This is a genomic window from Micromonospora sp. NPDC050417, from assembly GCF_044458865.1.
Lineage (GTDB): Bacteria > Actinomycetota > Actinomycetes > Mycobacteriales > Micromonosporaceae > Micromonospora_G.
Genome location: NZ_JBITIH010000002.1, coordinates 488,582 through 515,337, shown reverse-complemented (window position 1 = coordinate 515,337; position 26,756 = coordinate 488,582). Strand labels below are relative to the sequence as shown.

At 71.0% G+C, this 26,756-nt stretch carries 31 protein-coding genes; 21 read left to right on the top strand and 10 right to left on the bottom strand.

Translation table 11 applies throughout. The annotated features are described in order from the left end of the window. Positions 1-23 precede the first annotated feature (23 nt). The 6 genes from nadC to ACIBF5_RS04915 form a co-directional block, all read right to left on the bottom strand. Positions 24-929 carry a carboxylating nicotinate-nucleotide diphosphorylase gene (gene nadC, locus ACIBF5_RS04940; RefSeq protein ID WP_396808171.1) on the bottom strand — a complete coding sequence of 302 codons (906 nt, stop codon included), beginning with the start codon at positions 927-929 and terminating at the stop codon, positions 24-26. Continuing rightward, entirely contained in the window at positions 926-2,611 is a 1,686-nt protein-coding gene (locus tag ACIBF5_RS04935; RefSeq protein ID WP_396808169.1) for an L-aspartate oxidase, read from the bottom strand. The genes nadC and ACIBF5_RS04935 overlap by 4 nt, the downstream gene beginning before the upstream one ends. A gap of 111 nt (positions 2,612-2,722) precedes the next feature. Beyond that, complete coding sequence (locus tag ACIBF5_RS04930) at positions 2,723-3,601, bottom strand: septum formation family protein (RefSeq protein WP_396808167.1); 879 nt, start codon at positions 3,599-3,601, stop codon at positions 2,723-2,725. Between the two features lie 158 nt (positions 3,602-3,759). Beyond that, positions 3,760-4,188, bottom strand: a complete 429-nt coding sequence (panD, locus tag ACIBF5_RS04925) for an aspartate 1-decarboxylase (protein WP_396808165.1) — start codon at positions 4,186-4,188, stop codon at positions 3,760-3,762. Then, the gene (panC, locus tag ACIBF5_RS04920; protein WP_396808163.1) at positions 4,188-5,066 is read right to left on the bottom strand and encodes a pantoate--beta-alanine ligase; all 879 of its coding nucleotides are present in this window, start codon (positions 5,064-5,066) and stop codon (positions 4,188-4,190) included. Before panC ends, panD begins: the two co-directional genes overlap by 1 nt. 58 nt (positions 5,067-5,124) lie before the next feature. Continuing rightward, positions 5,125-6,111, bottom strand: coding sequence for a DUF2520 domain-containing protein (locus ACIBF5_RS04915; protein WP_396808161.1), 987 nt, complete (start codon positions 6,109-6,111; stop codon positions 5,125-5,127). A gap of 162 nt (positions 6,112-6,273) precedes the next feature. On the opposite strand from ACIBF5_RS04915, the gene ACIBF5_RS04910 reads away from it, so the two are divergent. Then, the gene (locus tag ACIBF5_RS04910; protein WP_396808159.1) at positions 6,274-7,353 is read left to right on the top strand and encodes an SAM-dependent methyltransferase; all 1,080 of its coding nucleotides are present in this window, start codon (positions 6,274-6,276) and stop codon (positions 7,351-7,353) included. Here the strand turns inward: ACIBF5_RS04910 and ACIBF5_RS04905 are convergent. Both ACIBF5_RS04905 and ACIBF5_RS04900 read right to left on the bottom strand, forming a co-directional pair. Then, a complete protein-coding gene (locus ACIBF5_RS04905; RefSeq protein ID WP_396808157.1) occupies positions 7,295-9,178 on the bottom strand; it encodes a sensor histidine kinase in 1,884 nt (627 codons plus the stop codon). The genes ACIBF5_RS04910 and ACIBF5_RS04905 overlap by 59 nt on opposite strands. Positions 9,179-9,203: 25 nt before the next feature. Next, entirely contained in the window at positions 9,204-9,914 is a 711-nt protein-coding gene (locus ACIBF5_RS04900; protein ID WP_396808155.1) for a response regulator transcription factor, read from the bottom strand. Positions 9,915-10,037: 123 nt separating this feature from the next. Between ACIBF5_RS04900 and ACIBF5_RS04895 the strand changes: the two genes are divergently transcribed. Then, entirely contained in the window at positions 10,038-10,700 is a 663-nt protein-coding gene (locus ACIBF5_RS04895; RefSeq protein ID WP_396808153.1) for a hypothetical protein, read from the top strand. 83 nt (positions 10,701-10,783) lie between these two features. On the opposite strand, the gene ACIBF5_RS04890 is transcribed toward ACIBF5_RS04895, so the two are convergent. Beyond that, positions 10,784-11,062 carry a hypothetical protein gene (locus ACIBF5_RS04890; protein WP_396808151.1) on the bottom strand — a complete coding sequence of 93 codons (279 nt, stop codon included), beginning with the start codon at positions 11,060-11,062 and terminating at the stop codon, positions 10,784-10,786. Between the two features lie 171 nt (positions 11,063-11,233). On the opposite strand from ACIBF5_RS04890, the gene ACIBF5_RS04885 reads away from it, so the two are divergent. The 7 genes from ACIBF5_RS04885 (at position 11,234) to ACIBF5_RS04855 (ending at position 16,014) form a co-directional block, all read left to right on the top strand. Continuing rightward, positions 11,234-11,899 carry a hypothetical protein gene (locus ACIBF5_RS04885; RefSeq protein WP_396808150.1) on the top strand — a complete coding sequence of 222 codons (666 nt, stop codon included), beginning with the start codon at positions 11,234-11,236 and terminating at the stop codon, positions 11,897-11,899. After that, positions 11,883-13,043: an efflux RND transporter periplasmic adaptor subunit gene (locus ACIBF5_RS04880; RefSeq protein WP_396808148.1), complete on the top strand. Its 1,161-nt coding sequence runs from the start codon at positions 11,883-11,885 to the stop codon at positions 13,041-13,043. The genes ACIBF5_RS04885 and ACIBF5_RS04880 overlap by 17 nt, the downstream gene beginning before the upstream one ends. After that, positions 13,040-13,732 (top strand): ABC transporter ATP-binding protein, encoded by a 693-nt coding sequence (locus tag ACIBF5_RS04875; RefSeq protein ID WP_396808146.1) that lies wholly within the window; start codon positions 13,040-13,042, stop codon positions 13,730-13,732. Before ACIBF5_RS04880 ends, ACIBF5_RS04875 begins: the two co-directional genes overlap by 4 nt. After that, the gene (locus tag ACIBF5_RS04870) at positions 13,729-14,982 is read left to right on the top strand and encodes an ABC transporter permease (RefSeq protein WP_396808144.1); all 1,254 of its coding nucleotides are present in this window, start codon (positions 13,729-13,731) and stop codon (positions 14,980-14,982) included. Before ACIBF5_RS04875 ends, ACIBF5_RS04870 begins: the two co-directional genes overlap by 4 nt. A gap of 78 nt (positions 14,983-15,060) precedes the next feature. Then, positions 15,061-15,483: a hypothetical protein gene (locus tag ACIBF5_RS04865; RefSeq protein ID WP_396808142.1), complete on the top strand. Its 423-nt coding sequence runs from the start codon at positions 15,061-15,063 to the stop codon at positions 15,481-15,483. Then, complete coding sequence (locus tag ACIBF5_RS04860) at positions 15,480-15,680, top strand: DUF6186 family protein (protein WP_396808140.1); 201 nt, start codon at positions 15,480-15,482, stop codon at positions 15,678-15,680. The genes ACIBF5_RS04865 and ACIBF5_RS04860 overlap by 4 nt, the downstream gene beginning before the upstream one ends. A 166-nt stretch (positions 15,681-15,846) precedes the next feature. Next, on the top strand, positions 15,847-16,014 hold the full coding sequence (locus ACIBF5_RS04855) for a hypothetical protein (RefSeq protein ID WP_170208597.1): 168 nt from the start codon (positions 15,847-15,849) through the stop codon (positions 16,012-16,014). 13 nt (positions 16,015-16,027) lie between these two features. Here the strand turns inward: ACIBF5_RS04855 and ACIBF5_RS04850 are convergent, their stop codons facing one another. Then, complete coding sequence (locus ACIBF5_RS04850) at positions 16,028-16,786, bottom strand: prepilin peptidase (protein WP_396808300.1); 759 nt, start codon at positions 16,784-16,786, stop codon at positions 16,028-16,030. 762 nt (positions 16,787-17,548) lie between these two features. Between ACIBF5_RS04850 and ACIBF5_RS04845 the strand changes: the two genes are divergently transcribed. From ACIBF5_RS04845 to ACIBF5_RS04790, 12 genes are all read left to right on the top strand, one after another. After that, entirely contained in the window at positions 17,549-18,064 is a 516-nt protein-coding gene (locus ACIBF5_RS04845; RefSeq protein ID WP_396808298.1) for a hypothetical protein, read from the top strand. Beyond that, the gene (locus ACIBF5_RS04840) at positions 18,058-18,987 is read left to right on the top strand and encodes a hypothetical protein (RefSeq protein WP_396808138.1); all 930 of its coding nucleotides are present in this window, start codon (positions 18,058-18,060) and stop codon (positions 18,985-18,987) included. The genes ACIBF5_RS04845 and ACIBF5_RS04840 overlap by 7 nt, the downstream gene beginning before the upstream one ends. Next, positions 18,984-19,643: an SAF domain-containing protein gene (locus ACIBF5_RS04835; protein ID WP_396808136.1), complete on the top strand. Its 660-nt coding sequence runs from the start codon at positions 18,984-18,986 to the stop codon at positions 19,641-19,643. The genes ACIBF5_RS04840 and ACIBF5_RS04835 overlap by 4 nt, the downstream gene beginning before the upstream one ends. A gap of 2 nt (positions 19,644-19,645) precedes the next feature. Further along, complete coding sequence (locus ACIBF5_RS04830) at positions 19,646-20,449, top strand: ParA family protein (RefSeq protein WP_396808134.1); 804 nt, start codon at positions 19,646-19,648, stop codon at positions 20,447-20,449. After that, on the top strand, positions 20,439-22,031 hold the full coding sequence (locus ACIBF5_RS04825) for a CpaF family protein (protein ID WP_396808133.1): 1,593 nt from the start codon (positions 20,439-20,441) through the stop codon (positions 22,029-22,031). The genes ACIBF5_RS04830 and ACIBF5_RS04825 overlap by 11 nt, the downstream gene beginning before the upstream one ends. A 70-nt stretch (positions 22,032-22,101) precedes the next feature. After that, on the top strand, positions 22,102-23,010 hold the full coding sequence (locus tag ACIBF5_RS04820; RefSeq protein ID WP_396808131.1) for a type II secretion system F family protein: 909 nt from the start codon (positions 22,102-22,104) through the stop codon (positions 23,008-23,010). Further along, the gene (locus ACIBF5_RS04815; RefSeq protein ID WP_396808296.1) at positions 23,010-23,876 is read left to right on the top strand and encodes a type II secretion system F family protein; all 867 of its coding nucleotides are present in this window, start codon (positions 23,010-23,012) and stop codon (positions 23,874-23,876) included. Before ACIBF5_RS04820 ends, ACIBF5_RS04815 begins: the two co-directional genes overlap by 1 nt. Positions 23,877-23,924: 48 nt before the next feature. Continuing rightward, positions 23,925-24,161, top strand: a complete 237-nt coding sequence (locus ACIBF5_RS04810) for a hypothetical protein (RefSeq protein ID WP_396808129.1) — start codon at positions 23,925-23,927, stop codon at positions 24,159-24,161. Between the two features lie 4 nt (positions 24,162-24,165). Continuing rightward, positions 24,166-24,666 carry a TadE/TadG family type IV pilus assembly protein gene (locus tag ACIBF5_RS04805; RefSeq protein ID WP_396808127.1) on the top strand — a complete coding sequence of 167 codons (501 nt, stop codon included), beginning with the start codon at positions 24,166-24,168 and terminating at the stop codon, positions 24,664-24,666. Continuing rightward, on the top strand, positions 24,663-25,148 hold the full coding sequence (locus tag ACIBF5_RS04800; protein WP_396808126.1) for a TadE/TadG family type IV pilus assembly protein: 486 nt from the start codon (positions 24,663-24,665) through the stop codon (positions 25,146-25,148). The genes ACIBF5_RS04805 and ACIBF5_RS04800 overlap by 4 nt, the downstream gene beginning before the upstream one ends. Then, positions 25,148-25,576: a hypothetical protein gene (locus tag ACIBF5_RS04795; protein ID WP_396808124.1), complete on the top strand. Its 429-nt coding sequence runs from the start codon at positions 25,148-25,150 to the stop codon at positions 25,574-25,576. The genes ACIBF5_RS04800 and ACIBF5_RS04795 overlap by 1 nt, the downstream gene beginning before the upstream one ends. A 16-nt stretch (positions 25,577-25,592) precedes the next feature. After that, positions 25,593-26,732, top strand: a complete 1,140-nt coding sequence (locus ACIBF5_RS04790) for a LysM peptidoglycan-binding domain-containing protein (RefSeq protein WP_396808122.1) — start codon at positions 25,593-25,595, stop codon at positions 26,730-26,732. The last annotated feature ends 24 nt before the right edge of the window (positions 26,733-26,756 follow it).

Here is a 26,756-nt window from a genome sequence, read left to right as displayed (position 1 = left end):
CCCCGGGGGAGATCCGTACCCGCTTACCGGCCGGAATCCGCCGGCCGGAGGTCTAGTGCGATGTCCAAGATAGGCGACGAGTGGGTGAGTGCCCCAACCGAAAGGTAGTCGACCCCGGTGGCGGCGTATTCGGCCGCGACGTCAAGGGTGAGCCCGCCGGTCGCCTCCAGTTCCGCCCGGTCGCCGACGACCTCCACCACGTCGGTCAGCAGGGCGGCCGACATGTTGTCGCAGAGCAGGAACTTGGCGCCCGCCTCGACCGCCTCGATCGCCTCCGCGACGGTGGTCACCTCGACCTGGATCGGGACCTCCGGGAACGCCTCCCGCACCCGCCGGTACGCCGGGCTGATCCCACCCGCTGCCAGCTTGTGGTTGTCCTTGATCATCGCGACGTCGTAGAGGCCCATCCGCTTGTTGGTGCCGCCGCCGGCACGTACCGCGTACTTTTCCAGCACCCGCAGGCCGGGCGTGGTCTTGCGGGTGTCCAGCACCGTGGTCTTGCTGCCGGCGAGAGCATCCGCCCAGGCCCGGGTGTGGGTGGCGACCCCGGACATCCGGGTGAGCAGGTTCAGCGCGGTCCGCTCGGCGGTGAGCAGGGTCCGCGTCGGCCCGGTGACCGTCGCCAGGACGTCGCCGCGGGCCACCCGGTCGCCGTCGCGGGCGAGCAGTCGGACCTCCACCGTACGGGCCGAGGCAGCCTCGTCGGCCAGCTCGAACACTGCCGCCGCCACGGCCAGCCCGGCGAGCACGCCGTCCTCGCGGGCCACCACGTCCACCGTGTCGATCTGCTCCGCTGGCACAGTTGCCGCGCTGGTGACGTCGATCCGGTCCGGTCCGAGATCCTCCTCCAGTGCGGTCTGCACGATCCGGGTCACGTCGACCGGATCGAGTCCGGCCGCTCGCAGGGCGTCCTCGGTTGCGGTCCTCACAGCGCCTCCCACATCTCCACCAGATCGCCGGCCGGTCCGATCGAACCGGCCAGATGGCCACGCCATTCGTCGCGTACGGTCGGGAAGTCCTCCCGCCAGTGGCAGCCCCGGGTCTCCTGTCGGGCGTACGCCGCCGCCACCAGGGCGGACGCCACCGTGATCAGGTTGGTCGCCTCCCAGCTCGCGGTACGGGGGGTGCCCCGGCTCGACCCGACGGTGGCCAGTTCCGTCGCGGTCGCCCGCAGCGACTCGCCCGACCGGAGTACACCGGCGCCCCGGGTCATCGCCCGTTGCAGGGCGTTGCGGGTCTCCGGCTCGACCACCCAGCCGACGCCGCCCTGCCAGGCCCCACCGGGTGCCGGCTGCACCTGCGGCGGCAGGTTCTGGGCGATGTCCTCGGCGATCCGGCGCGCGAAGACCAGCCCTTCCAGCAGCGAGTTGCTGGCCAGTCGGTTCGCGCCGTGCACGCCGGTGCAGGCGACCTCGCCGCAGGCGTACAGGCCGGGAATCGACGTCCGACCGTGCAGGTCCGTACGGACGCCGCCGGACGCGTAGTGCGCGGCCGGAGCGACCGGGATCAGGTCGACCGCCGGGTCGATGCCGACCGCGAGGCAGGAGGCGACGATGGTCGGGAACCGCTGGTTGAGGAACTCCGCCCCGAGGTGCCGGGCGTCCAGGTAGACGTGGTCCGCCCCGGTGGCGAGCATGACCCGGTGGATGCCCTTCGCCACCACGTCCCGTGGGGCGAGTTCAGCCAGTTCATGCTGGCCAACCATGAAGCGCTTCCCGTCCGCGTCGACCAGGTGCGCGCCCTCGCCGCGCAACGCCTCGGAGACGAGCGGCTGCTGGGCGGCGCCGAGCACACTGCCCGTGTCCGCGGGGCTGATCAGCGCGGTCGGGTGGAACTGGACGAATTCCAGGTCGGTGACGGCGGCACCGGCACGTATCGCCAGCGCCACACCGTCCCCAGTGGAGACGGCGGGGTTCGTGGTGGCGGCGAATACCTGACCCATGCCGCCGGTGGCGAGTACGACGGCGCGGGCCAGGATGGCGCCGACCCCGTCCTCGCTTCCCTCGCCGAGTACGTGCAGGGTGATGCCGCAGGCCGGGCCGGGGGCGTCGCCCCAGCCGGGCGACCGGAGCAGGTCCAGCACCAGTGCGTGCTCGACCAACCGGATCCACGGGTCCCGGCCGACCGCCTCGTGCAGGGCGCGCTGCACCTCGGCCCCGGTGGCGTCACCGCCGGCGTGCACGATCCGGTTGGTTCGGTGTCCACCTTCGCGGGTGAGCATCAACGAGCCGTCCGCGTTCCGGTCGAATTCGGCGCCGACCCGGATCAGTTCCCGCAGCCGGGTCGGCCCCTCCTCGACCAGTACCCGGACCGCCTCGGGGTCGCAGAGTCCCACCCCGGCCACTTCGGTGTCGTACGCGTGCGCGGCGGGGGTGTCCAGCGGGTCGAGGACCGCGGCGATCCCGCCCTGCGCCCAGCGGGTGGAGCCGTCATCGATATTGACCTTCGTGACCACGGTGACGTGCAGGCCGGCCTCCCGCAACTGGAGTGCGGCGGTGAGCCCGGCGATGCCCGACCCGACCACCAGCACGTCGGTGGTCTCCACCCAGCCCGGCGCGGGTGCGGCGAGCAGCGGGGGCAACACCGGCAGTTCCAGGGTCGGCAGACGCATCAGCACAGTCAACCTCGCTCGATCCGAGGCCCGACGCCGGGGGGCGGTGAGGGTGATCTGGAACTGATCGCCGGTCCTGCCGTGCGATCGTCGGGGAGCGAGGTTGCGCGGTCAGCGGGGCAGCGGGAGTCCGGCAAGGCCGAGGCCCTTGACCGAACGCGTGACCGTCTTCTCTCCGGAGAGCCGCAGATAGCAGCGGGCGCCCCGGTTGCCGGCCTGCCATTCCGGCTGGGTGGCGGGGAGCACCAGGATGCCGGACCGGTAGCGGAGGTTGACGTCATCGGGCGCGCCGACGTACGCCGACACCAGTTTCCAGCACTCGTCGTAGAACCGGATCCAGTCGACGTCCTTCGTGGGGTAGGCGATCTCGGGCGCGTTCCACACCCCGACGAACTCGCCGTTGTGCGGCTTGGCGCAGTCGACGGCGGGCATCGCGGTGAGCTGCCGGTTCCCCGACCGTTCGATGGAGTAGCAGGTGAGGCGGAGCGGCGTCGCGGATTTCAGAACTCCGCGCACGCTCGCCGTACGGTTCACCACGTCGCCGTTGAACTCGACGTTGGTTACCTCGGCCATGTCGCACCGGTACCACCGCGCACCACCTGTCCAGGCCACCGGGGACGGAAGCGCGACCCCCAACCGGAGGCGGCCTCCGCGCCATTCGTCGCCGACGTATTCCCGTGCTTTCCCGTCGCATTCGCCGAAGGCGGCACGAATCTCCGGCGCGTCGGTGGCGGGTGGCGCGGGTCGCTGCGCGACGGCCCCGGCGAGGGTGCCGACGTGTACGGTCTCGGCCCGGTGCGGGGCGGCACAGTCGACCGCTTCGAACTGGTCGAGCGGTACCGCCTTGCCCAGGTCGGTGCCGTGGCAGGCGCCGATCGGTGGGACCCAGACCGTGGGCTCGCCGAGCGGCTCCCAGTCGTCGAAGAGGGCTCCGTCGATCCCGGCCGGTTGCCCGCACCCGGCCAGCAGCAGGCCCGTCAACCCCGTCACAGCCAGTACGCTCCACCAACGACGCATCGCGTCCCTCCCCCGGGGCGACACCAGTATGGACGGCTGAGACATAGGGTAGCCGTCCGACGCCGCTGCGTCGCTTCACCGAAGGGGTGGAGATCACTGCCGATCCCGGTTGACCGGTCGGTCAGGTGGCCTCAGCGGGAGCCGGCCACCAGGTCTCCACGGATCAGCTCGTCGGCCATGCCCGGCACCACACCGGCTGGGTCGACGCCCAGTTCGATCACCCGGTTGTCGGCGTCGACGTGCACCACCCGGGGCTGGTACGTCCGCGCCTCGGCATCCTCGAACTGCCCGTACGCGATGATGATGACCAGGTCACCAGGGTGTACCAGATGCGCGGCGGCGCCGTTGATGCCGATCACACCGCTGCCTCGGGTGCCGGGGATGACGTACGTCTCCAGCCGGGCGCCGTTGGTGACGTCCACAATGGCCACCTTCTCGCCCGGCAGCAGGTCGGCGGCGTCGAGCAGCTCCTCGTCGATGGTCACCGAGCCGACGTAGTGCAGGTCGGCCTGGGTGACGGTGGCGCGGTGGATCTTCGACTTGAGCATGGAGCGGAACATCAGATCTCTTCCTTTGAACCGGGGGTCCGGGACGGGGGTTCGGCCAACTGGACGGGGAGGTTGTCGATCAGGCGGGTGCCGCCGACCCATGCCGCCACCAGCATCCGGGCCGGGCCGGCGAGCGGGTTCGGGTTCAGTGCGGGGTCGGTCAGCACCAGGTAGTCCAGCTTGGCGGGCGTACCGCTGGCCTGGAATGCCTGGTGGGCGGCGGTCAGGGCGGCGGCCGGACCGGAGCCACCCGCGGCGGCGCTCGCGCCGGCCCGCAGGGCAGCGGAGAGGCTGAGCGCGGTCACCCGCTCTTCGCCGGAAAGATACCGGTTACGACTGGAAAGGGCGAGACCGTCCGATTCCCGCACCGTCGGTACGCCGACCACCTCGACCGGCACGTCGAGATCGCGGGCCATCCGCCGTACCAGGGTGAGCTGCTGGTAGTCCTTCTCGCCGAAGAAGGCGAAGTCCGGGCGGACCAGGTGGAGCAGCTTGAGCACCACGGTCAGTACGCCGTTGAAGAAGCCCGGCCGGCTGGCCCCCTCCAACTCCGCGCCGAGCGGCCCGGGGTCGACCCGGACCAGCGGCTCCCCGGTCGGGTACATCTCGTCGCGCGAGGGCGCGAACACCAGGTCCACCCCGGCCGACCGACAGATCTCCAGGTCGGCGTCGAAGGTGCGCGGATACCGGTCGAAGTCCTCGTTCGGTCCGAACTGCAACGGGTTGACGAAGATCGTCGCTACCAGGTGATCGGCCCGCTCGCGGGCCGCACGCAGCAACGCCTCGTGCCCGCTGTGCAGCGCACCGAGCGTCATCACCACCGCCACCGTTCCCGGCAGCGCGGCCCGCGCCTGCGCCAGCTCGGCCCGGGTACGTACCACCTCGGTCATGCCTGCCCCTCGCTTCCCCACCGGTCCCGACCACTCGTCGGACGACTGCCGCCGCCCATCAGACCGACTGCCGTTGCCGGTCGGCCAGCACACCCAGCAGCGACACCGCGTCGACCGGTCGGAGCCGGCCGGCCGCGATCGCCCGGTCAGCGGTCCGCCGGGCCAGCGCCAGGTAACCGGCGACCGACTCGGGCGCGGTCGCCGCGAGCCGGTCCAGATGCCGCGCCACGGTGCCCGCGTCACCCCGGGCAACCGGACCGGTCAGGGCGTCGTCACCGAGCCTCAACGCGTTCTCCAGGGCGGCACGCAACAGCGGGGCGAGTACCTTCTCCGGTGTCGCCACGCCCGCGTCCCGCAGCCGGTCCATCGCCTCGTTGACGAGCGTGACCAGGTGGTTCGCGCCGTGCGCCAGAGCCGCGTGGTAGAGCGGCCGGTCGGTCTCGGCCACCCACTCGGGCACCCCGCCGAGATCGGTGACGAGCCGGGCCGCGAAGGCGCGCAACTCGGCCGGGACTGTCACTCCGTACGAGATGCCGGGCAGCCGCGCCAGATCGTCGGCGGTGCCGGTGAAGGTCATCGCCGGGTGTACGGCGAGCGGCCGGGCCCCGACGGCGGCGGCCGGCGCGAGTACGCCCAGCCCGTGCGCGCCCGAGGTGTGCAGCACCAGTTGGTCGGGGTGGAGTGCCCCGGTCTCGGCCAACCCGGCCACCACGGCCGCGAGCGCGTCGTCCGGGACCGCGATGATCAGCAGGTCGACACCGGTTCGGGCCACCTCGGCGGCGGGCAGGTTGGTGGCGGCGGGCAACAGTTCGGCGATGCGGGCCTTGGCCGCCACGGAGACGCCGGAGGCGGCGATCACCTGGTGGCCGGCCCGGGTCAGCGCGGCGCCGAGCACCGCTCCCACCCGACCGGTGCCGATCACGCCAACGGTGAGCAGTCGGGGGACGAACGGTCCCCCGGCGGGTACGGCCGCGGCGCCAGAACGGCCAGCCGGCGCGGGCGCCCTCACCGGGGTGGCCGCACGCGGGCGCGACGATGCGCTCATAACATCGATCCAGTCCTCGATAAGTGGTACCGGTCGATCGCAAGTATGCGCCGGTGTTACAGATCCACGACAAGCATGTGTGAAAACCTTCACCGCAGCGCCGTATGCCCGCCGACCGTAGGGTTTGTGACGTGACGTGCCCTGAATGGCGGTTGAACTGAGATGTCGATGACCTGGCGGGCCGCGATGACGACCGCTCTCTACGGTCCCGATGGGTTCTTCGTCGCCGGGAGCGGACCCGCCGCCCACTTCCGGACCAGCGCGCACGTCACCACGGTGCTCGGCACGGCACTGATGCGCCTGCTCGACCGGCTCGACGCGGCGCTCGGCCGGCCGGACCGGCTGGACGTGGTGGACGTCGGGGCGGGGCGCGGTGAACTGCTCCGTACCCTGGCCAAGCTCGCCCCGGAGGAGTTGGGGCGCCGGCTCCGGCTGACCGCGGTCGAACTCGCCCCCCGACCCGAATCGCTGCCGCCCGCCATCGACTGGCGGGACACCCTGCCGACCGGCGTGGTCGGGCTGCTGGTCGGCACCGAGTGGCTGGACAACGTACCGCTCGACCTGGTCGGCACCGGCCCGGCGGGCTGGCACCGCCTGCTGGTCGACCCGGTGACCGGCACCGAGTTCACCGGGGCCCCGGTCACCGGCCCCGACCTCGACTGGCTGAGCACCTGGTGGCCACCGCAGCCCGAACTGGCGGGGTCGACCGCGCTGCCCGGCGCCCGCGCCGAGATCGGGCGCCCTCGGGACGTCGCCTGGGCGGAGGCGGTCGGCGCGCTCGACCGTGGGCTGGCCCTGACGGTCGACTACGGCCACCTCAGCGCCGACCGCCCGATCGGCGGCACACTGACCGGCTTCCGCGCCGGCCGCCAGGTGCCACCGGTCCCGGACGGCACCTGCGACCTGACCGCGCACGTCGCCATGGACTCGGTCGCGGCGGCCGGGGAGGCGGTCGCGGGTCGGCCGTACACCCTGGTCGGTCAGCGGGCGGCGCTGCGGGCGCTCGGGGCCGACGGTGGCCGACCACCGCTCACCCTGGCCAGCACCGACCCGGCCGGGTACGTCCGGGCGCTCGCCGCCGCCTCGACGGTCGCCGAACTGACCGATCCGGCCGGGCTCGGCGGGCACTGGTGGCTGCTGCAACCGGTGGGGCTCGACCCGGCCGGCCTGCTTCCCCAACCGCTCAACGTCCCGTCAGGGCCGGTTCCGTCCCCTCCGGTCGGACGGGCAGCCGGAGGGTGAAGACCGAGCCCCCGCCGAGCACGCTGGTGACCGAGACCGTGCCGCCGTGCGCCTCGACCAGTTTGCGCACAATCGGCAGGCCGAGCCCGCTCCCGCCGGTCTGCCGGTTGCGTGACTTCTCGGCCCGCCAGAACCGGTCGAAGATCCGGGGCAGGTCGGCGGCGGCGATCCCGGACCCGGTGTCGGTGACCTCGATCGACAGCCCGTCGCCGGTGCTACGGGCGCCGATCGTCACCGTGCCGCCGGCCGGGGTGTGCCGTACCGCGTTGGTGACCAGGTTGCCGACGGCCTGCCGCAACCGGACCGGGTCGGCGTACACCTCGGGGTCGGCCTCGGCCCGGGTCGTCAGGGTGACCCCGGCACGCTCCGCCCGCGCCTGGTTCGCGCTGGCCACCTGGGTCAAGAGGTCGGCGACGTAGACCTGCTGGTGGTGCAGCCGCAACTCACCCGCGTCGGCCGCCGCCAGGTCCTGAAGGTCGTCGATCACGTGCTGGAGCAGCAGCGCCTCCTCCAGCAGCGACGTCATCAGCTTCCGATCGGGCTCGACCACCCCGTCCTCGGCCGCCTCCAGCCACCCCCGGATGTTGCTCACCGGGGTACGCATCTCGTGTGCGACGTCGCTGACCATTGCCCGCCGCAGCTCCTCCAACTGCTCCCGCCGCGCGGACATGTCGTTGAACACGGTCGAGAGCCGGGCGATCTCGTCCCCGCCGGTGACCTTCACCCGGGCCGATCCGTCGCCATCGCGCATCCGCTGCGCCGCCCCGATCAACGCGTGCAACGGCCGGACCAGGCGTACGCCCGCCAGCACGGTGACGCTCACCGTCACCAGTAGGACGAGTCCGGCGACCCCGGCGATCCGGGCCCGGTTCGCCGGGGACAGATCGAAACCGCTCGCGGTCTGGGTGTCGGGGCTGGTGACGAAGAGCAGTGCGGCCGGTGCGACGTACGGGGTGAGCTGTTCGCGGCGGCTACCGCCGAGGCAGTCGTTGACCTGTTGACCGTGATCCGGATTGGACCGTTGCGACACCTCGCTGCTCCCCCTTTGCGCGGATGCCGGTGCCGGTGCCGGTGCCGGTGCCGGTGCCGTGGACGGCAAAAGCCAGTCCCAGGTCCCACTGAGCGTGAGCGTCACCGGTGGCAGTTTCCGACGGATGAGACAGGTGTTCACCAGCCCGTTGAGCTGGTTGAGCGCCTTGCCCTCGGTCGGCGTCGGCGCCGCCAGTGCGTCCCGGGGCCCGAGGCAGACGATGCTCGCGGCAAGATCGGTGCCGGGTGCCTCAAGGTACGGCCGGCCACTGGGCCGGTCCACCACCTCGGCCCCGACCCCGGCCCGGCCGCGTAGGCACTGGACGGCCTCGTCTGCGAGGTCGCGCAACGCCGCCCGTTCCCGCTCCGGCACCAAGAACGGGCCGACGGCCCGGGGGTCGATCCGGTCGGCGCCCGCCTCCGGGGCCAATGCGACGTCGACCGCGAGCGGGTCGACGGTCGCCGAGGCGCTGGCCGGCAACTTCCCGGCACCGGGGCCGGGGGTGGCATTGGAGTTGGGGCCGGGGACAGAGTCGGCGATCGGCGTACGGTCGTGCCTGGTCAGGGTGATCCGTCGCCCGGTCTGCGCGGCCAGGGTGCGTACGGTCTCGCCGACCCCGGTCCAGTCCGGGTGGGTGGCGGCGTAGCCGAGCAGCGCGTCGTAGATCCGGGCGTCGTCGGCGAGCGCCTGCCCCTGCTCCTGCCGGATCGCCCCGGCGGTGGTCCGGACCGAGAGCCACGCGGTGGCCGCGATGGAGCAGATGGAGACCAGGGCGGAGAGGGCCAGCAAGCGCACCAGTAGACTCCGGTGCAGCCGGAACCTACCGGGCACGGCCGGGCCCGTCGCCGTCTTCGACGAGCTTGTAGCCTACGCCGTATACGGTGACCAGCCGCCTCGGCTTGCGCGGGTTCGGCTCGATCTTCTTCCGCAGGTTCATCACGTGTACGTCGACGGTGCGGCTGGTGATGTAGCGGTCGAAGCCGTGCAGGTGGCCGAGGAGCTGTTCCCGGGTGAAGACCCGACCGGGCTGGGCGGCCATCGCGTGCAGCAACGCGAACTCCCCCGGGGTGCAGTCAACCCGGCGGGCGTCGCTGCTGACCTCGTGCCGCTCCGGGTCGATCCGGAGGCCACCCACCCGGAGCACCGGGTCGATGCCCGGCTCGTCCCGTCGGACTCGCCGCAGCAGCGTACGGACCCGGGCGACCAGCTCCCGAGGGCTGTACGGCTTTGTCATGTAGTCGTCGGCGCCAAGATCGAGTCCGAGCAGCAAATCGTCCTCGGCCGACCGGGCGGTGAGCATCAGCACCGGCAACTCGGACTCCCGGCGCAGGATGCGACAGACGTCCCAGCCATCGACCTTCGGCATCATCACGTCGAGGACGAGCAATTCGGGCGGCTGCCGACGGATCTCGTCGAGCGCCGCCCGCCCGTCGCGTACGACGACGACGGAGTGACCCTCGCGCTCCAGGTAGCGGCGGGCCAACTCAGCCTGCTTCTCGTCGTCCTCGGCGACCACCACGTGCGCACACACGTCCCCGACTGTAGGTCCGTCCCGGCCCGGTGGCCCCCTTCGATCGGCTGATCGGGCGGGACACCACGGAACCGCTACCGGTTCCTGACAACTTCCTCACAACTCGTCGCGACGCTCGGCCGCATGTCTCCGCTCCGCCATCTACACGCTGGTTCGAGTACCCTGTCCGGCCGGCCCGCAAGGTTCGTCTCCACCACCCTGCTCGCCCCCGCCGCCCTGCTCCTCTCCGTCGCCCTCGCCGGCTGCGCGGGAGGTGGCGGATCCGGTGGCGCCACCAACACCAGCACCACCGACCGGGTGGCCACGCTCACCACGGTCGCGCCCTCGAACACCGCCGGACCGGGTGAGGACAGGGGGCGCCCACAGTTACGTCTGGACATGTCCGAGGAGGAGAAGGACCGGTACTGGACCACCTACAAGGTCTGCCTGAGGGATCACGGCGTGCAGCCGGTCAGGCAGGGCGCGGGGGCTCCGGGTCCGTTCAGCCCGACAGACGGGGAGGACAGTCTCAACCTGGACCAGAGCGGCGAGCCCAAGGCGGCGTACGTCGCGTGCGCCGGCAAGCTGCCGCTCCAGCCGGTGGAACTCGACCCGGAGAAGAACCCGCAGTACGCGGACCAGTGGAACAACTACATCCACTGCCTGCGCGAGCACGGCATCAAGTTGCACGCCACCTCGCCCGGGAACGCGACCTGGGACGACGACGTGAAGGAGGCGCCGAGCAGCGGGGACTACAACAAGTGGGATAAGCAGTGCACGATGGAGGTCTTCGGTGGCAAGAAGTAGCGACCGCGATCAGCCACATCGTGCAGGGCGGAGGGTCCGACGGCGCGGGCGGCCAGTCCGGCCCGTCCAAGTGGACGTGGCGATCACCCCGACGAAGGCCGCCGACGTGGCAGTTCTCCCACCCCCGGGTCGGAGTCAGCGATCGTCGTACGGTCGTGCCCGGTCAGGGTGATCTGGCGCCCGGTCTGCCCGGCCAGGCTGCGTACGGTCGCACCGACGCCGGCCAGCCGTCGACCTTCGGCATCATCAATCACGTCGAGGACGAGCAATTCGGGTGGCTGCCGACGGATCTCGTCGAGCGCCGCCCGCCCGTCGCGTACGACGACGACGGAGTGACTCGCGCTCCAGGTAGCGGCGGTCAAACTCAGCCTGCTTCTCGTCGTCCTCGGCGACGACGACGTGTGCACACATGGGCTCGACTGTGGGTCCGTGTCGGACCGTCGAACCCCCCGCGAAGGCTGGTCGGCTGGGCACCACGGGACCGCTACCGGTTTCTGACAACTTCCTCACAAGTCGCGGCGACGCTCGGCCGCATGTCTCCCTCACCGCGTCGGGGTGCCGGTTCGGGCACCCGTTTCCGCCGGCCCGCCGCGCTGCGCGCCGCTGTCCTGATCGCCTGTGTCGCCCTCTCCGGCTGTGTCGACGGTGCCGGCGGTGCCGGGCCCGGTGGTACGACCGGATCCGGCAGCTCCGACGAGGTGGCCTCGCTCGCCTCGGTCGCACCGTCGCAGACACCCACGTCGGGCGGGAACGCGTCCGATACGGGCCGCCCGCAACTGCGTCTGGACATGTCCGACGAGGAGGAGGAACGGCTCTGGACAACGTACAAGGTCTGCCTGAAGGACCACGGGGTGCCGGTGATCAGGCGAGGTGAGGGTGGGCCCGGAGCGGTCAACCAGGACGGCAGCCTCAACGACCTCTCACTGGACCAGAGCGGCGAACCGAAGTCCGCGTACGTGGCGTGCGCGAACAAACTGCCGCTCCAGCCGCCGGAACTCGACCCGGACAAGAACCCGCAGTACGCCGACCAGTGGAACGACTACATCCGCTGCCTGCGCCTACGCGGCTTCAAGCTGCACGTCACCTCCCCGGGGAACGCGACCTGGGACGACGACGTGAACGAGGCGCCGTCCGGCGGGGACATCGGCAAGGCGGAGAAGGAGTGCACGATGGAGGTCTTCGGTGGCAAGAAGAAGTAACGACACCGAGGCGCCGGGGCGGCACGACGGCACCGACGGGTCGCGGCGGGGCGGTCGGAGCGTGCTGCACTGGGTGCTGGTCCTGATGGTCGTGGGCGGCCTTGGCGCGAGTGCGGTCGTACTCGCCGGCAGGGGCGGCGCCACGGAGGCCCCGAAGGACACCGCCCCGGTCGCGGAGACCATCACCGTGGCCAGGACCGACCTCACCGAGAGCCAGACGCTCGGCGGCACGCTCGGTTTCGGCACCGAGCAGGTGGTGAAGGGCACCGGCACCGGTGTCGTGACGAAGCTGCCGGAGGTGGGTTCGTCGGTGGCCCGGGGCAGACCGCTGTACTGGGTGAACGACCAGCCCGTGCTGGTCCTCTTCGGAGACACCCCGTTCTTCCGCGCGCTGGACAAGCCGGGCATCCAGGGCAGCGACGTGAAGATCCTGTTGGACAACCTGAAAGCGCTCGGTTACTCCACCGGATCGCAGCCGAAGCCGCCGAAGGAGCCGAGGAAGTACGCCCCACCGCAGGCGACGCTCACCCCGGCGCTGGCGGCGGCGTTGAAGAAGTGGCAGCAGGAGAGCGGGCTCGCCCCGACCGGCACGCTCGCCCTCGGCCAGGTCGTGGTCCTGCCCGGGTCGGTACGGGTCAGCGCGCTGCGGGCGCATCCCGGCGCCGACGTCGCGACGGAACTGCTGACGGTGACGAGCACGGCCAAGTCGGTGACCGTACCGGTGGCCGCCACCGAGGTCGGGACCATCAGCGTCGGCGCGGACGTGACCGTCACCCTGCCCGACGGCACCGAGATCCCCGCCAAGGTGAGTTCGATCAGCCACATCGTCCAGGACGGCGGCGCGGGTGCCCCGCTCGGTCAGTCCGGGCCGCCGAAGGTGGACGTCACGGTCACCCCGACAAAGGCCGCCGACGTGGCGAAGCTCGACGCGGCGGCGGTCCAGGTGCGCTTCACCACCACTGTGCACAAGGGGGTGCTCGCTGTTCCGGTCGGCGCCCTGGTGGCGTTGCGGGAGGGCGGCTATGCGCTCCAGCACCCCGACGGCACGTTGACCGCGGTCGAGACCGGGATGTTCGCCAAGGGCCTGGTGGAGATCAGCGGGCCGGCCGTGGCCGAGGGCCTCGAGGTGGTGACCAGCTCATGACCGGCGCCTCGGTGCTCGACGTCGACCGGGTGGTCAAGGCGTACCCGGGCGGGGTGACGGCGCTCGACGACGTGTCGCTGACCGTACGCGAGGGCGAACTGCTGGCCATCCTCGGCCCGTCCGGCTCCGGCAAGTCGACCCTGCTCAACATCATGGGCACCCTGGACCTGCCGACCAGGGGCACCGTACGGGTCGGTGGCCAGGACGTCGCCGCCCTCTCCGACCGCAGGCTCTCCGCGCTGCGTGGCCGCTGGCTGGGCTTCGTCTTCCAGCAGTTCCACCTCACCGACGGGCTGAGCGCGGCGGAGAACGTCGCCACCGGGCTGCTGTACGCCGGGGTGCCGCGCCGGCAACGGCGTGGGCTGGCGCTGGCGGCACTGGACCGGGTGGGGTTGGGGCACCGGGTGGGTCATCTGCCGCATCAGCTCTCCGGTGGCGAACGGCAGCGAGTGGCGATCGCCCGCGCGCTGGTCAACGACCCGGCGCTGGTGCTCGCCGACGAACCGACCGGCGCCCTGGACACCGCGAACGGGGAGGCCGTACTCGCCTTGCTGACTCAGTTGAACCGCGAGGGCACCACCATCGCGGTGATCACACACGACCGCGACATCGCGGCCCGGATGCCCCGTCGGGTGGAGATCCGGGATGGCCGCATCGTGACCGACACCCGTTCCGGGAGCGAGCAGTGACCGACACGTCCACACCATCGGCCGCCCCGGACCGGTCCGCGTCATTCCCGACCCGGACCAGACCCGTACGGCTGGCGCCGGCCGACGTACTCCGGCTCGGCCTGCTCGGCATCCACACCCGGAAGATGCGGGCGGCCCTCTCCGCCCTGGGCATCTCGATCGGCATCGCCACGATGATCATCGTGACCGGCATCCCGGCATCGAGTCAGCAGGCGGTGCTGGACCAGCTCTCCGCCCTCGGCACCAACATGCTGCGGGCCCAGCCCATCCCGGACCAGGATCCGCCGATGCTGCTGCCGGCGGAGTCGGTCGGGATGGCGAGCCGGATCGGACCGGTGACCAGGGCGAGTGCGGTCGCCAACACGCACGCCGTGGTGCGCCGCTCCGACCTGGTGAACCCGAACGACAGTTCGGGCCTGAGCGTGCTGGCCAGCCGGACCGATCTGCTGGAGGCGGTCAACGGGCGGGTACGCAGCGGCCAGTTCCTCGACCCGTCGACGGAGGAGTTTCCGACTGCGGTACTCGGTTATCTCGCCGCGAGCCGGCTCGGGATCACCACGCTGGTGCCGGGGCAGCCGCCACCGCAGATCAACATCGACGACCACTGGTTCACTGTGATCGGCATCCTTGACCCGCTGCCGCTCGCCACCGATCTCGAACGTTCGGTGCTGGTCGGCTGGGATGCGGCGGGTACGGTGCTGGGCTTCGACGGCCATCCCACGGTGATCTACGTGCAGGCCAGGGAGGACGCGTTGGAGGACGTACGGGCGGTGCTGCCGGCCGCGCTGAATCCGCAACTGCCCGGGTTGGTGCAGGTGTCCCGCCCCTCCGACGCCCTTGCCGCGAAGCGGGTCACCGAGAGCACCCTCTCCGCGCTCTTCGTCGGACTGGCCGGGGTCGCGTTGCTGGTCGGGGGGATCGGCGTGGCGAACACCATGTTCATCTCGGTGCTCGAACGCCGCCGGGAGATCGGTCTGCGGCGGGCGCTCGGCGCGAACCGGGGCCAGATCAGGGGGCAGTTCCTCACCGAGTCCGTACTGCTCTCCACGCTCGGCGGCGTCGCTGGGACGGTGCTGGGCGTGCTGACGACCATCGGGTACGCGAGCTACCAGGGTTGGCCTCCGGTCATCCCGGTGCTGGCGGTGGCCGGTGGTATCGGCGGCGCCCTGCTCGTCGGGGTGGTCGCCGGGGTCTATCCGGCGATCCGGGCGTCCCGCCTCACCCCGACCGAGGCACTGGCAACGGTGTGAGCCGACTTCCTCCAGTTCTCCCCATTTGCCCGCGTGCCGAATAGGGACAAAGGGGCAATAGCACAGCATCCTAAGGGGATGCATCAGACGGATCTGGAAACAGCCGAGCCGCCAGTTGCCGACACCGTCGGCCCACTCGTCGGTCGCGCGGCACCCACTCTCGCCGCCACCATCGCCCTGTACGCGCTGGTCGCCGCGGTAGCCCGGCCCCTCACCCTGCCCGCCGCCGGGGTGGTCCTCGCACCCGGCCTGGCCCTGGTGTGGTGGGGGGCCCGGCGGGTGCCGCAGCGGTCGATCGTGGCCGGACGGCCCACCGCCATCGCCTGGTACGGGCTCGGCGGCATCTTCTGCGTCTGGGAGCTGGTCGCCCTCTTCACCGGCAACGACGCCGCGCACCCGACGCTCAGCATCCTGGCCGACCCGTTCCTCGACACCTACCCGGGCCGGGTCGCCGGATATGTCCTCTGGTTGAGCACCGGCGCCTGGCTGGTGACCCGATGACCGCTCGGAACACGCTGATCGCCGGTTTCGCCGTCATCTTCGCCGTGATGTTCCTGGTCGACCTCGCCGGCCGGCGCCCGGACAGCACGGTCGCCCCGCTCGGAAACGCCCTGATTGCTGCGATGCGTACCGGTACGGGGCGGCTGATCGTACTCGGAACCTGGCTCTGGATGGGTTGGCACTTCCTGGCCAGATGAACCCGGGCCGCCCGACCATCCGACCGGACCGGTCCGCCCTGTTTGCCGCGCTTCGGGGCGGGAAGCCAGCGATTCGTCGGACACGTCAGTAGCCAGGACGTGGCAAACCTCGTCATCCGAACTCCCTGGGCCGGACGAAACGGCTGATTGCCCCATCGGAGGAAAGATGCCAGTTTTCGTCAAGAAAGTGTTTGCCTGGGGAGGGCTGGCCTTCCTGATCTTCTTCATCGCCTTCCGGCCGGACAGTGCCGCGCACACCTTCAGGACCATCGGGGGCGGCCTGATGCTCATCGCCCAGGGCTTCGGTGACTTCCTCACCAGCCTGATGACCTGACCCCCGCCCGGGGTCAGGTCAGGGCGAGCGCGACAACGCTGCCCAGGATCAGGAACGGGCCGAACGGCAGATGCCCGGACCACTGGACCCGGTGGGTGGCCAGCAGCACGACGCTGGTCAGCGCGGCAGCGGCAAAGGCCACCATCAGCCCGAATGCCACCATCGGCCAGCCCAGCCAGCCCAGCACGGCGGCGCTGCTCAGCACCAGCTTCGCGTCGCCCAACCCGAAGCCGCGCCGGCCCAGCAGCAGTGTCGACGCCACGAAGAGCGACGCCACCGCCGCACCGGCGAGCAGGGCGCGCAACCAGGCGCCGCCACCCGGGGCGGGATCGTCCGCGGTGCCCGTACCGCCGACGAGCGCGGCGAGACCGAGCAGCACCACGGTGCCGCCGGCGGCGGCGTACGTCAACCGGTCCGGCAGCCGGTGCACCGCCAGGTCGACAAAGAGCAGCGGCACCGCACAGAGTGCCCACCAGGCGAACGCGACCGTCTCCAGCGCCGACCGGTCAGCCAGTATCAGCACCACCGCCACCGCGACCAGGGCCAACTCGACCGTCAGGGGCGGGGCGCCGATCCGTTGGCGACAGGCACCACACCGGGCCAGCGGGGAGAGTGTCCGCAGTGGCCCGTCGAGGCCGAACGGCGCACCGCAGGCGTCGCAGGTGGCGCGACGGCCGGTGCCGGACGGAACAGAGTCGGCGGCCACGAGCCACCGGATCAGAGGGGCGACCGTCGCGGCAGCCAGTAGCCGCGATGACCAGTTCGTCCCGATGCGTGATTCATTCCCGGGGCTCGCCCGGCGCTCGGTCAGCGACACGATGACCTCCGTACACGGTCGGCGGGACCCCACTGGTCCCGATAGCGAACAACACGTTCCGTAAGTTCATGATCGGCAAAGAGCGATCTTCGATCGACGGGCGTCGGCCTCGAAACCCCGACATCAGACCACCCCGACCACCGAGCGGAAGCGGCCGGCGACGCGCCGAAACCGGCCCGAGACCGGGGTACGGAAACGGCCAGATCGCCGCCATCCGCCGTATAACGCAGTGCATCCGAACATGCATCAGCACGCGCAGAAGAGCGATCAACCCCGCCAAGGGCCCACTGGTCGAGTCGATACACATCGAGCATCATCAAAGAACCTCAATGGATATTGGATCGAGAGACGGTAACCGTACGTGTTCTCTGCAATTGCCCCTGTTGCATCGTCGACGGTCAGCCTATGCTCGCCCCTTGGGTGACGCACAACCGTCGGGCGACAACAGGTCAACCCACCGATCCGGCAGTGAAATACAAAAAGGACAAGATCGGCACAGATCCATACAAGTAAATGTTTGTACGGCGGCACCAGACTCTGGCACGAGTCACGTACGCCTGCCGTAGCGTGCCAGCACCACCGGCACGGCCCACCTCACCAGGCCAGATCGGCTGATCCAGCCCTCCGGTGTTCCGACGGCGAGCGACGGAAAGAGAGGAAAAACCGTTGCGCGCAAAGCGATTGGGCAGCCTCCCCGCCGTCCTCGTCGCGATCGCGATGGTCGCCTTGGGTGCCGGCTGCTCAAAGGACCAGGAGTCCGGCATACCGGCGTCACCGGACGCCACTCCCGCCGCCACGGAGCCTCTCGGCCCGGAGCAGGCAGCGGCGTCGAAGGCCGCGCTCGCCGCCTATGCCGGCTATATCGACGCCTCCCTTGAGGCCGAAAAATCGTCGAACCCCCTCCACCCGGCGCTCAAGAAGTATCTGGGCGATCCACTGCTGACCCAGGTTCGGCTCGCCATTCGTGACGCGAAGGAGCACGGCGCGATGCGTACCGGCACGCTCATCTCCGATCCGCAGGTGACCGACGTCCGGCTGGACACCGTCCCGGCCAGCGCCTCGATCCAGGACTGCCTGGACGGCACCGGATACCGGCTGATCTACATCAAGGACAAGTCGGTGGTCCCCGGCTCCGCCAGTGGCCGCTACCTCGCGACCGCGACCGCCACCCGCTACCCGGACGGCCGCTGGCTGATCAGCTCCGGCACCGCACACCGGGACCAGCCATGCTGACCCGGCGCACCGGCCCCACCCGGCGACTGCTCACCGTCGGCGCGCTCGCGACCCTGACCCTGGCCCTGGGACTCACCGGTTCGGCCTCCGCCAACCCCGGCGCGATCTGCCCACCCACCCAGACCAACTGCTACGTCTGGGACGGCCGCGGAGACAACCCGGGTGGGCCCGGAGACGACGACTCCGGCGGCGGCAACGGCGGCACGGCCCGCAAGTGCACCCGCAACGGCCAGCCGATGCGCTGCTACGACCCACTGCTCGGCTGGTTCAGCCAGGCCGACGGCTGCTACTACAAGCTCCAGGAACCCCAGCCCGACGGCGTACCGGAGGGCTGGGACTCGTACCTGCGCAGTTGTGGCGACGGCGGCGTCGGCGGCCAGGAGCCGATCGACCTGGACGAACCGCCGCCCGGCTTCGGCGACGCCCCGGACCCGGCCGACCTCGCCGCCCAGGCCCTGGCTGACATCGACCTCGTCGCCGTGGAGGTCAACGTCGCACCCAAGCCCAGGGGAAAGCCCGGCCTGGTCGGACTGCCGATCTGGCTCTGGGTCGAGGATCGCGGGCTGAACAACTGGGGCCCGATCCCCAACTCGGCCGAGGACCGGGGCGTGGTGGTCTGGATCAGCGCACAGGTCGAGAAGGTCGTCTGGGACATGGGCAACGACGCCTGGATCACCTGCACCCGGCAAGAGGTCGAGCACGGGAAATTCGACCCGGCCACCGACGCCAACGCGGAACCGCCCTGCGGATACATGTCCGGTTATCCGAAGCCGACCGTGGGCACGCCATACGAGATCAGCGCCACCACCCACTGGAAGGTGACCTGGGAGAGCAACAGTGGCGCGAGCGGCGTCCTCACCACCGTCCGGTTCAGCGAGCCCGTAGCAATCGAGATCGACGAACTTCAGGTGGTGACCCGGTGACCGTCGCACCCGCCCGCAACGTCCCTGGACCGGTCGACGCACCGGTGGCCCCGCCGAAGGTGGTCCGCCAACGGCGCATCCGCCCCGGTCTGCTCGGCCTGGCGGTGCTCCTCGTCGCGCTCGGCGGACTCGGCTCCGCCTTCGCGATCACCTCGGTACGCGCCACCGGCAGCTACCTCGCGGTCGCCCGGCCGGTCGCCGTCGGCAGCCTGCTCACCGCCGACGACGTCACCCGGGTCGAGGTGGCCGGTGGCCAGGGTCTGGCCCCGATCGCGGCGAGCCGCCTCCGGGACGTGGTCGGCAAACGCGCCGCCGTGACGCTCACCCCCGGAACGCTGCTCACCGCGAACCAGCTCACCGACAAGCCGATGCTCGGCCCCGGTCAGCAACAGATCGCGATCAGCCAACGGATCGGCGCGGTCCCGGCGAAGAAGCTCCGCCCCGGCGACAAGCTGCTGCTCATCGGCCTGCCGGACAAGAGCAAGAGCGAGGCCGACGCGGCGACCACCCGGTTCGAGACCACGGTCATCGACACCTCCGTACCGGACAACAACACCGTGGTCCTCTACCTGGCACTCGCGGTCCGCGACGTACCGGCGGTGGTGGCCCTGAACGCCAACAACCGGATCGCCGTCGTACTCACCTCGGCGGCCTGAACATGGCCGTGGTCGCCTTCGTCTCCGCCAAGGGCTCCCCCGGAGTCACCACCGCCGCCCTCGCCTGCACCCTCTCCTGGCACCGGCGGGTGATCCTCGCCGAGTGCGACCCGGCCGGCGGTTCGGTGCTCGCCGGTTACCTCGGCGGCGCGCTCGACGGGCCACGCGGCATCGGTGAACTGGCCGTCGGCGAGCTGCGCGACGGCAACCTGGAGACGTCGTTCTGGTCCCAACTGGTCGACCTGGACGCACCCAAGCGGGAACGACTGCTGCTGCCCGGGGTGGTCGACCCAGCCCAGGCCGGCAGTGTCACCCCACTCTGGCAACGCTTCGCCGACTTCTTCCAGGAACTGGAACGCGGCCAGCCGGCGTACGACGTACTCGTCGACTGTGGACGGTTACAGGTCGTCGCGCCACCGTGGCCGGTCCTGCGGGCGGCGGCGATCGTGCTGGTCGTCACCGGCGCCCATCTCTCCGACGTCTCCAGCGCCCGCTCCACGATCAAGGCGATCGAACGGGACTTCGCCGAGCACCGGGTGCCTCCCGGTTCGCTACGGCTGCTGCTGGTCGGCAACGGCCACAGCCGGAGCGAGGTGAGCAAGGCGCTGGGCCTGCCGGTGATCGCCCACCTGCCGCACGACTCGCGTACCGCCGAGGTGCTCAGCCACGGCGGCACCGTACGGGCGAAACGGCCGCTGATGAACGCGGCCGGCGCCCTGGAGGTGCCGATCCGCACCCTGCTGGACCGTCGCCGGGCCCGACTCACCTGGCCGATGACCGTCCAGGAGGTTCCGCATGCGGTTTGAGCCCGTCTCCCACGACCCCCGGCAACGGGACAACGGCGTCACCTCCACGGTGCCGCCGATCCCCACCAACGGTCGGCACCAACGCCCGCCGGCTCCCCCGCCGAACGGCAATGGCACCCCGGTCCACCAGAACCCGGCGTACCCGGTCGTGGGTCTCGGCGTGCCACCCACCGCGCTCCCGCCGCCGGCCCACCGCCCACGGATCGACTTCGCGGTCGTCCGCGAACTCCGGCGCGAACTCAGCGAACGACTCACCCTCTGGCAGCGCGGTCGGGAGTTCACCACCGCCGAGGAGGACACCGAGCGGGCCAGGCTCGCGGTCGCCGTGGTGGGCGAGTACGCCGACGGTGCCCGCCGGGCCGGTACGCCGATGCACGCTGGCGAGGAACGCGCCCTGCTCGACCAGGTCACCGCCGAACTGGTCGGGTTGGGGCGGTTACAGACCCTGCTGGTCGACCAGACCATCGAAGAGGTGCACATCCTCGGCTGCGACCTGGTCCGGATCACCCGGCACGGCGGTGGCGTCGACTGGGCCGACCCGATCGCGGACAGCGACGAGGAGTTGGTGGAGATCCTCCAGGCCGCCGCCCGCCGGGCTGGCTCCACCGAGCGGTCGCTCTCCACCTCGAAGCCCACGCTCGACCTCCAGTTGCCCGACGGCAGCCGGCTCGCCGCGGTCTACCTCGTCAGCCACCGCCCGTACGCGGTGATCCGAAAGCACAACACGCTGGACGTGAGCCTCGACGAGATCGCCGGTGAGCGGGGCGACCTGGACGAGATGATCGACCTGCTGATCCGCGACTTCCTCCGGGCGGCGATGGCTGCCGGTCTGAACATCATGGTTGCCGGGCTGGCTGGCGCCGGGAAGACCACCGTCATCCGGGCGCTGATGGACGAGATCCCGGCGGACGAGCCGTACGTGGTGTTGGAGGAGAGTCGGGAACTGCTCCCCACCCGACGCGGGATCAAACACCGCGCGGTGATGAGCTTCGAGTCCCGCGAGGGACACGGCGAACGCGGGCTCGACGGGCGCCCGGCCGGTGAGGTGACCATCGCCGACCTGATTCCGGTGTCGCTGCGGATGGGCGTACTCCGGATCATCGTCGGCGAGGTCCGGTCCCGCGAGATCGTGCCGATGTTGCAGGCGATGACGACCAGCCGTGGCTCGATGTGCACCATCCACGCCCGTACCCCGGCGGGGGTGAGCGAGCGGATCATCGAGCTGGCGCTCTCCCACGGCCGGGAGATGACCGTCGACCAGGCCCGCCGGATGGCCGGCAACGCGCTCGACCTGATCGTCTACGTCACGGTCGAGGACGAGACCGCGATCGGGGGGCGCAAGCACCGGTTCGTCTCCCATATCGAGGAGGTCATCGGTGCCGGGGAGAGCGGTCGGATCACCACCACCACGATCTTCGGCCCAGGACCGGACGGCCGGGCCGTCCCGAAGCACCTGCCGGAGCGGGTCCGTGACCAACTGCTCCGGATCGGGTACGACGCCCGGCTGCTGAGCCGCTACATCGAGGCCGGCCAGGGTGCCTGGCGCCGGCCACGCCGTAGCCAACTGAGGCGGCGCGGATGAACAGCGCAGCGCGGATGAGCAGGGTGGTCCGGATGAGCGGGGTGGTCCGGATGAGCGGGGTGGTCCGGTGATGCCGCTGGGCAACGTCGAACTGATCGCGGTCCTCGCCGGGGCGGCCTGCGTGGCCGGCCTGATCCTGCTGGTCGTTGCGCTGATCGGCACCACCCGGCCAGCCCGGATGCCGGGGAGCGACTCGAACCAGTGGCTGCAACGGCTGTGGCGGGGCAGCGGCACCACCCGGTCGGAGCAACTCCGGCACCAGGCGTTCCTCGGTGCCGCGGTGCTGCTCGGCGCCCTCTCGTTCCTGCTGACCGGGCTGCCGGTCGCAGGCTTGCTGATCACGGTGGCGGTGCTCGGCACCCCGTGGCTCTTCTCCGCCGGCAAGGCCGAACAGCGGGCGATCGCCCGGATCGAGGCGGTCGGCGAGTGGACCCGGCGCCTGAAGGACATGTCCGGCACCGGGCAGGGCCTGCAACAGGCCATCATCGGCACGGTCTCCACCACCCCGGTCGAGATCGAGGAGGAGGTACGCCTGCTCGCCGCCCGACTCCAGGCCGGCTGGATGGCGAGGCCGGCGCTGCTCGGGTTCGCCGACGACATCGCCGACCCGGTCTGCGACCAGGTGGTGGCGGCACTGATCCTGCACCTGACCGATCGCGGTGAGCGGCTCGGCGACGTACTCGGCTCGATCGCCTCGGCGGCGGCGGCCGAGGTGGCCACCCGACGCGAGGTGGAGGCGAAACGTACCCAGCCCCGGTTCGCGGTCCGCTTCCTGACCGGCATGACCCTGCTGGTCCTCGGCTACGGGCTCGTGAACCCGGACTACATGCGCCCGTACGGCAGCGCCTCGGGCCAACTCGTGATGATCGTGCTGGGGAGCGCCTTCATCGCGCTGCTGGCCTGGGTACGGGCGATGAGCCAACCGCCCCGCCCGGCCCGCTTCCTCGCCGCCCCGACACCGGACGAGGTGCTGGCGTGATCCTCAACTGGCAGCTCACCATCGGGGTGCTCGGCGGTTCGGCGGCCGGACTGGGTGTCTTCCTCCTGCTCCGGGAGGCGCTACCGGCGACTCCCGCACTCGGACCAGCCCTGCGGAGGCTGCACCAGCCGGCCGCGCCCGTACGGAGCACGACCACGTCGAGGGATCTGGAGTGGATCAGCGGGGTCACCCGGTGGCTCCGCCCGCCCACCCGCGAGTTGGCCCTGATCGGTCAGACGTCGGAGCAGTACACGCTCTCGGTGGTGGTCAGCGGCCTGATCGGACTGGCACTGCCGGTGGTCACGGTGGCGGCCCTGTTCATGGCCGGCGTACGGCTGCCGATCGTCGTGCCCACGGTGGCCGGTCTGCTGCTCGGCGCGCTCGCGGCGTACATGGCGCACCGCAGTGTCCTGACCAAGGCCGACAAGGCCAGCGGGGAGTTCCGGCAGGCGGTCTGCGCCTATCTGGACCTGGTCGCCCTGCAGCTCTCGGCGGCACACGGGCCGGTGCAGGCGCTCGAACGTGCTGCCGCCGTCTGCGACGGCTGGGTGTTCGAACGCATCCGCGAGGCGTTGCGGATGGCGCAGTTGCAGATGCACTCGCCCTGGGACGAGTTGCGGGACCTCGCCGAGAAGATCGGCGTCGCCGAACTCGGCGACGTGGGGGCGATCATGCAGTCCTCCGGGACCGATGGCGCCCAGGTGCACGACACGTTACGTGGTCGCGCTGATTCGTTGCGCGACCAGATCCGTACCGACAGCCTGGCCAAGGCCGAGGCGGTCACCAGTCGACTGGACATTCCCGGCGCGCTGCTGGTGTTCGTCCTGATCGGCTTCATCCTCTACCCGTTCATCGCCCGGATCTGACCCCCGACCCCCGATCGAAATGAATCCACCAGGAAAGAGGAGTACGTCATGAGGCCCGTCCTCTATCTGTCCACCGCCATCGCGCTGCGCTGGGCCGAGATGCGCGATGTCAAGGAGCGGGATCGCGGCGACAGCCCCGTCCCGACCGCCGTGATCATCCTGGGCATGGTGGTCATCGCCATGGCCGTGACCACCTTCATTTTCACCATGACCAACGCGTGGCTGGACGACATCCCGGACCCGGCCGACCCGGTCGGTGGGAACCCGCCGGGCGTCGACAACTGACCCGATGCGCGCTGTTCCGGCGATCCTCCGGTTCCGGACCACCCCGGTGGCCCGGAACCGGAGCGCGCCCGGAAACGGAGACCGGAGCGCGCCCGGAAACGGAGACCGGGGGGCGTCCGGGAACGGGGACCGGGGGGCGTCGCCGGTGGAACTGGCCGTCGTCCTCCCCGCGATCTTCGTGCTGGTCTTCGTCTCGCTCCAGGCGGCGATCTGGTACATGGCCCGCTCGACCGCGCTGAACGCCGCCCAGGAGGCGGTGAACGCACAACGGACCTACGAGGCCGGTGCCGGCGTCGGCGAAACCCGGGCCTGGGTGTTCCTGGACCGGGCCGGTGACTGGTTGGTCGACGCGGAGGTCGAGGTCACCCCGGTCGGTCCCGGCGACACCGAGGTGAGCGCGACCGTGACCGGGCAGGCCATCCGCGTGGTGCCGTTGATACCGCTCCCCCCGATCAGCGAGACCTCGCACGGCACGGTGGAACGGCTGACGGACGTGGTCCCATGAGTTGGCGCACCCGACGACAGGAGAGCCGAGGGTCGGTCTCGGTGGAAACGGCCGTGCTGGCACCCGCCTTCATCGGGCTGCTCCTGCTCGCCGCCATGGCCGGTCGGACCGCCCTCGCGGACGAGGCGGTCGGGGCGGCGGCCCACGACGCCGCCCGTGCCGCGTCCATCGCCCGCTCTCCCGACGAGGCGCAGCAGGGCGCGGCGGCGGCTGTGACAGCACAACTGGCCTGGTCGGACCTCACCTGCTCGTCCATCACGATCGCGCTGGACGGCATCGTCGGCGACAACGAGACGTCGCTCGACAACGCGTTCAACCAGCCGCTCGGGTCGGACGTGTCGGTACGGGCAACGGTCAACTGCCTGGTGGTCTACGAGGACCTGAGCATGCCCGCGCTGAACATGATCGCAAGCGACTGGCGCGAGTCGACCTTCGTCTCCCCTGTCGACCGCTACCGCAGCCGGAGCGGGAGTGGCACGTGATGGCCAGGGCTGACGGACGGGACGCCGGCCGGGTCAGCGCCTTCCTGGCGGTGGCGGCGACCGGGCTGATCGCGGTCATCGGCCTCTCGCTCGACGGGGCCGGGCAGCTACGCAGCATGCAACGGGCGGACAACCTGGCGGCCGAGGCGGCCCGGGTCGGCGGCCAGCAAATCAACCGTGGGACCGCCATCGGCGGTAACGGCATCGTGGTGGACGAAGGCGACGCGGAAACCGCGATCGCGGATTACATCGAGGACGTCGACGACGCCACCCTGGTCGACGTCACCTTCGACACCGTCGCCGACGGACAGGACCTCACCGTCGTCGTCGACGTCCAGTACAACCGGATCATGCTCGGCCTGTTCGGACTCGGTAACACCGTCACCGTACGCGGCACTGCCACCGCTCTGCTCCGTACGGAACCGTAGCTAGGGAGGCGACGTCATGCCCGCAGCGCGCGTATCGGCGGCCCGGCGTACCGGGCAGATCCTCACCGGTCTCTGCTCGCTCCTCATTCTGGTCGGACTGGTGGTCGGCGCGCCGATCGCGCTGCTCACCGTCGCGGGCAACCCGCTGCCGGACCACGTGCCGACCCTCGCCGAGATCGGGGACACCCTCACCAGCCGCGACGACGGGCAGCTCTTCCTGCGCGCACTGGCGATCGTCGGCTGGTTGGGCTGGGCGACGTTCGCGCTCTCCGTACTCGTGGAACTGCCCGCCCGAATTCTGCGCCGGCCGGCGCTCCGACTGCCCGGTCTGCGCCGGCAGCAGCGGGCGGTGGCGGCCCTGGTCGGGGCGGCTGCCCTGATCCTGGTGACGAGTCCGGCGGCGACCGCGGCCACGTCGGTGGCGGCCGGCACCGTCGCCGCCGCGTCCTACGCGCCGGTCACCGCGACGACCGCGGGGTACGCGCCGGCAGCGATCGCCGCCGGGCCGTCGACGACGACCGAGTACGCCCCGAGCGCCTGGGCGGCGGCACCGTACGGGCAGACCGGCGGGGCGCCACTCGCCCAACCGGTCGCCGCCACCGGAGCCGCACCCCGTTCGCTGGCGGCGCCGAGCACCCCCGCGGACGCACCAGCCCCGGTGTACCGGGTGGAGGAGGGCGACTACCTCGGCACGATCGCCGATCGCTACCTCGGTGACTTCAACCGGTTCCGGGACCTGGCTCGGGCCAACGAGATCCGCAACCCGGACCGGATCAAACCCGGCCAGCTACTGCACCTGCCGGCGGACGCCGAAGACCGGGGCAGACGCGAGCACGCCACCGGCCTGGTCGCGACCCCACCGGCGGCGAAGCCGGTCGAACCGCCCACCAACGGCTGGCCGGAGCCGGAGAAGCCGACCCCGCCGCCGGCTCAGGAACAGCCTCGCCAACAGCCGGCCGAGGTCACCACATACGCGGTCGGCGCCTCCCGGGCGAGCGTGGTGAGCAGCGTCAACCGGCCGTTGGCGGTGTCGGCGGTGATCGCGGTGGCAAGCATCGTCGGGGCCCAGATCGGCGCCGTGCTCGGTTTGCGACGCCGACCGGCGACCAGCACTACCGGCACCGTCAGTGACGGCGGTCGACACCGCAGGGACTGAAGCCCCCGACAGGTTCGGACACGT

What these genes read in the sequence shown, in the direction of transcription:
- ACIBF5_RS04935 (WP_396808169.1), bottom strand. Translation starts at nt 2,611, where the DNA reads ATGCGTCTGCCGACCCTGGAACTGCCGGTGTTGCCCCCGCTGCTCGCC.
- panD (WP_396808165.1), bottom strand. Translation starts at nt 4,188, where the DNA reads ATGTTCCGCTCCATGCTCAAGTCGAAGATCCACCGCGCCACCGTCACC.
- panC (WP_396808163.1), bottom strand. Translation starts at nt 5,066, where the DNA reads ATGACCGAGGTGGTACGTACCCGGGCCGAGCTGGCGCAGGCGCGGGCC.
- ACIBF5_RS04915 (WP_396808161.1), bottom strand. Translation starts at nt 6,111, where the DNA reads ATGAGCGCATCGTCGCGCCCGCGTGCGGCCACCCCGGTGAGGGCGCCC.
- ACIBF5_RS04910 (WP_396808159.1), top strand. Translation starts at nt 6,274, where the DNA reads ATGTCGATGACCTGGCGGGCCGCGATGACGACCGCTCTCTACGGTCCC.
- ACIBF5_RS04895 (WP_396808153.1), top strand. Translation starts at nt 10,038, where the DNA reads ATGTCTCCGCTCCGCCATCTACACGCTGGTTCGAGTACCCTGTCCGGC.
- ACIBF5_RS04885 (WP_396808150.1), top strand. Translation starts at nt 11,234, where the DNA reads ATGTCTCCCTCACCGCGTCGGGGTGCCGGTTCGGGCACCCGTTTCCGC.
- ACIBF5_RS04875 (WP_396808146.1), top strand. Translation starts at nt 13,040, where the DNA reads ATGACCGGCGCCTCGGTGCTCGACGTCGACCGGGTGGTCAAGGCGTAC.
- ACIBF5_RS04865 (WP_396808142.1), top strand. Translation starts at nt 15,061, where the DNA reads ATGCATCAGACGGATCTGGAAACAGCCGAGCCGCCAGTTGCCGACACC.
- ACIBF5_RS04860 (WP_396808140.1), top strand. Translation starts at nt 15,480, where the DNA reads ATGACCGCTCGGAACACGCTGATCGCCGGTTTCGCCGTCATCTTCGCC.
- ACIBF5_RS04855 (WP_170208597.1), top strand. Translation starts at nt 15,847, where the DNA reads ATGCCAGTTTTCGTCAAGAAAGTGTTTGCCTGGGGAGGGCTGGCCTTC.
- ACIBF5_RS04845 (WP_396808298.1), top strand. Translation starts at nt 17,549, where the DNA reads ATGGTCGCCTTGGGTGCCGGCTGCTCAAAGGACCAGGAGTCCGGCATA.
- ACIBF5_RS04840 (WP_396808138.1), top strand. Translation starts at nt 18,058, where the DNA reads ATGCTGACCCGGCGCACCGGCCCCACCCGGCGACTGCTCACCGTCGGC.
- ACIBF5_RS04830 (WP_396808134.1), top strand. Translation starts at nt 19,646, where the DNA reads ATGGCCGTGGTCGCCTTCGTCTCCGCCAAGGGCTCCCCCGGAGTCACC.
- ACIBF5_RS04825 (WP_396808133.1), top strand. Translation starts at nt 20,439, where the DNA reads ATGCGGTTTGAGCCCGTCTCCCACGACCCCCGGCAACGGGACAACGGC.
- ACIBF5_RS04820 (WP_396808131.1), top strand. Translation starts at nt 22,102, where the DNA reads ATGCCGCTGGGCAACGTCGAACTGATCGCGGTCCTCGCCGGGGCGGCC.
- ACIBF5_RS04810 (WP_396808129.1), top strand. Translation starts at nt 23,925, where the DNA reads ATGAGGCCCGTCCTCTATCTGTCCACCGCCATCGCGCTGCGCTGGGCC.
- ACIBF5_RS04805 (WP_396808127.1), top strand. Translation starts at nt 24,166, where the DNA reads ATGCGCGCTGTTCCGGCGATCCTCCGGTTCCGGACCACCCCGGTGGCC.
- ACIBF5_RS04800 (WP_396808126.1), top strand. Translation starts at nt 24,663, where the DNA reads ATGAGTTGGCGCACCCGACGACAGGAGAGCCGAGGGTCGGTCTCGGTG.
- ACIBF5_RS04795 (WP_396808124.1), top strand. Translation starts at nt 25,148, where the DNA reads ATGGCCAGGGCTGACGGACGGGACGCCGGCCGGGTCAGCGCCTTCCTG.
- ACIBF5_RS04790 (WP_396808122.1), top strand. Translation starts at nt 25,593, where the DNA reads ATGCCCGCAGCGCGCGTATCGGCGGCCCGGCGTACCGGGCAGATCCTC.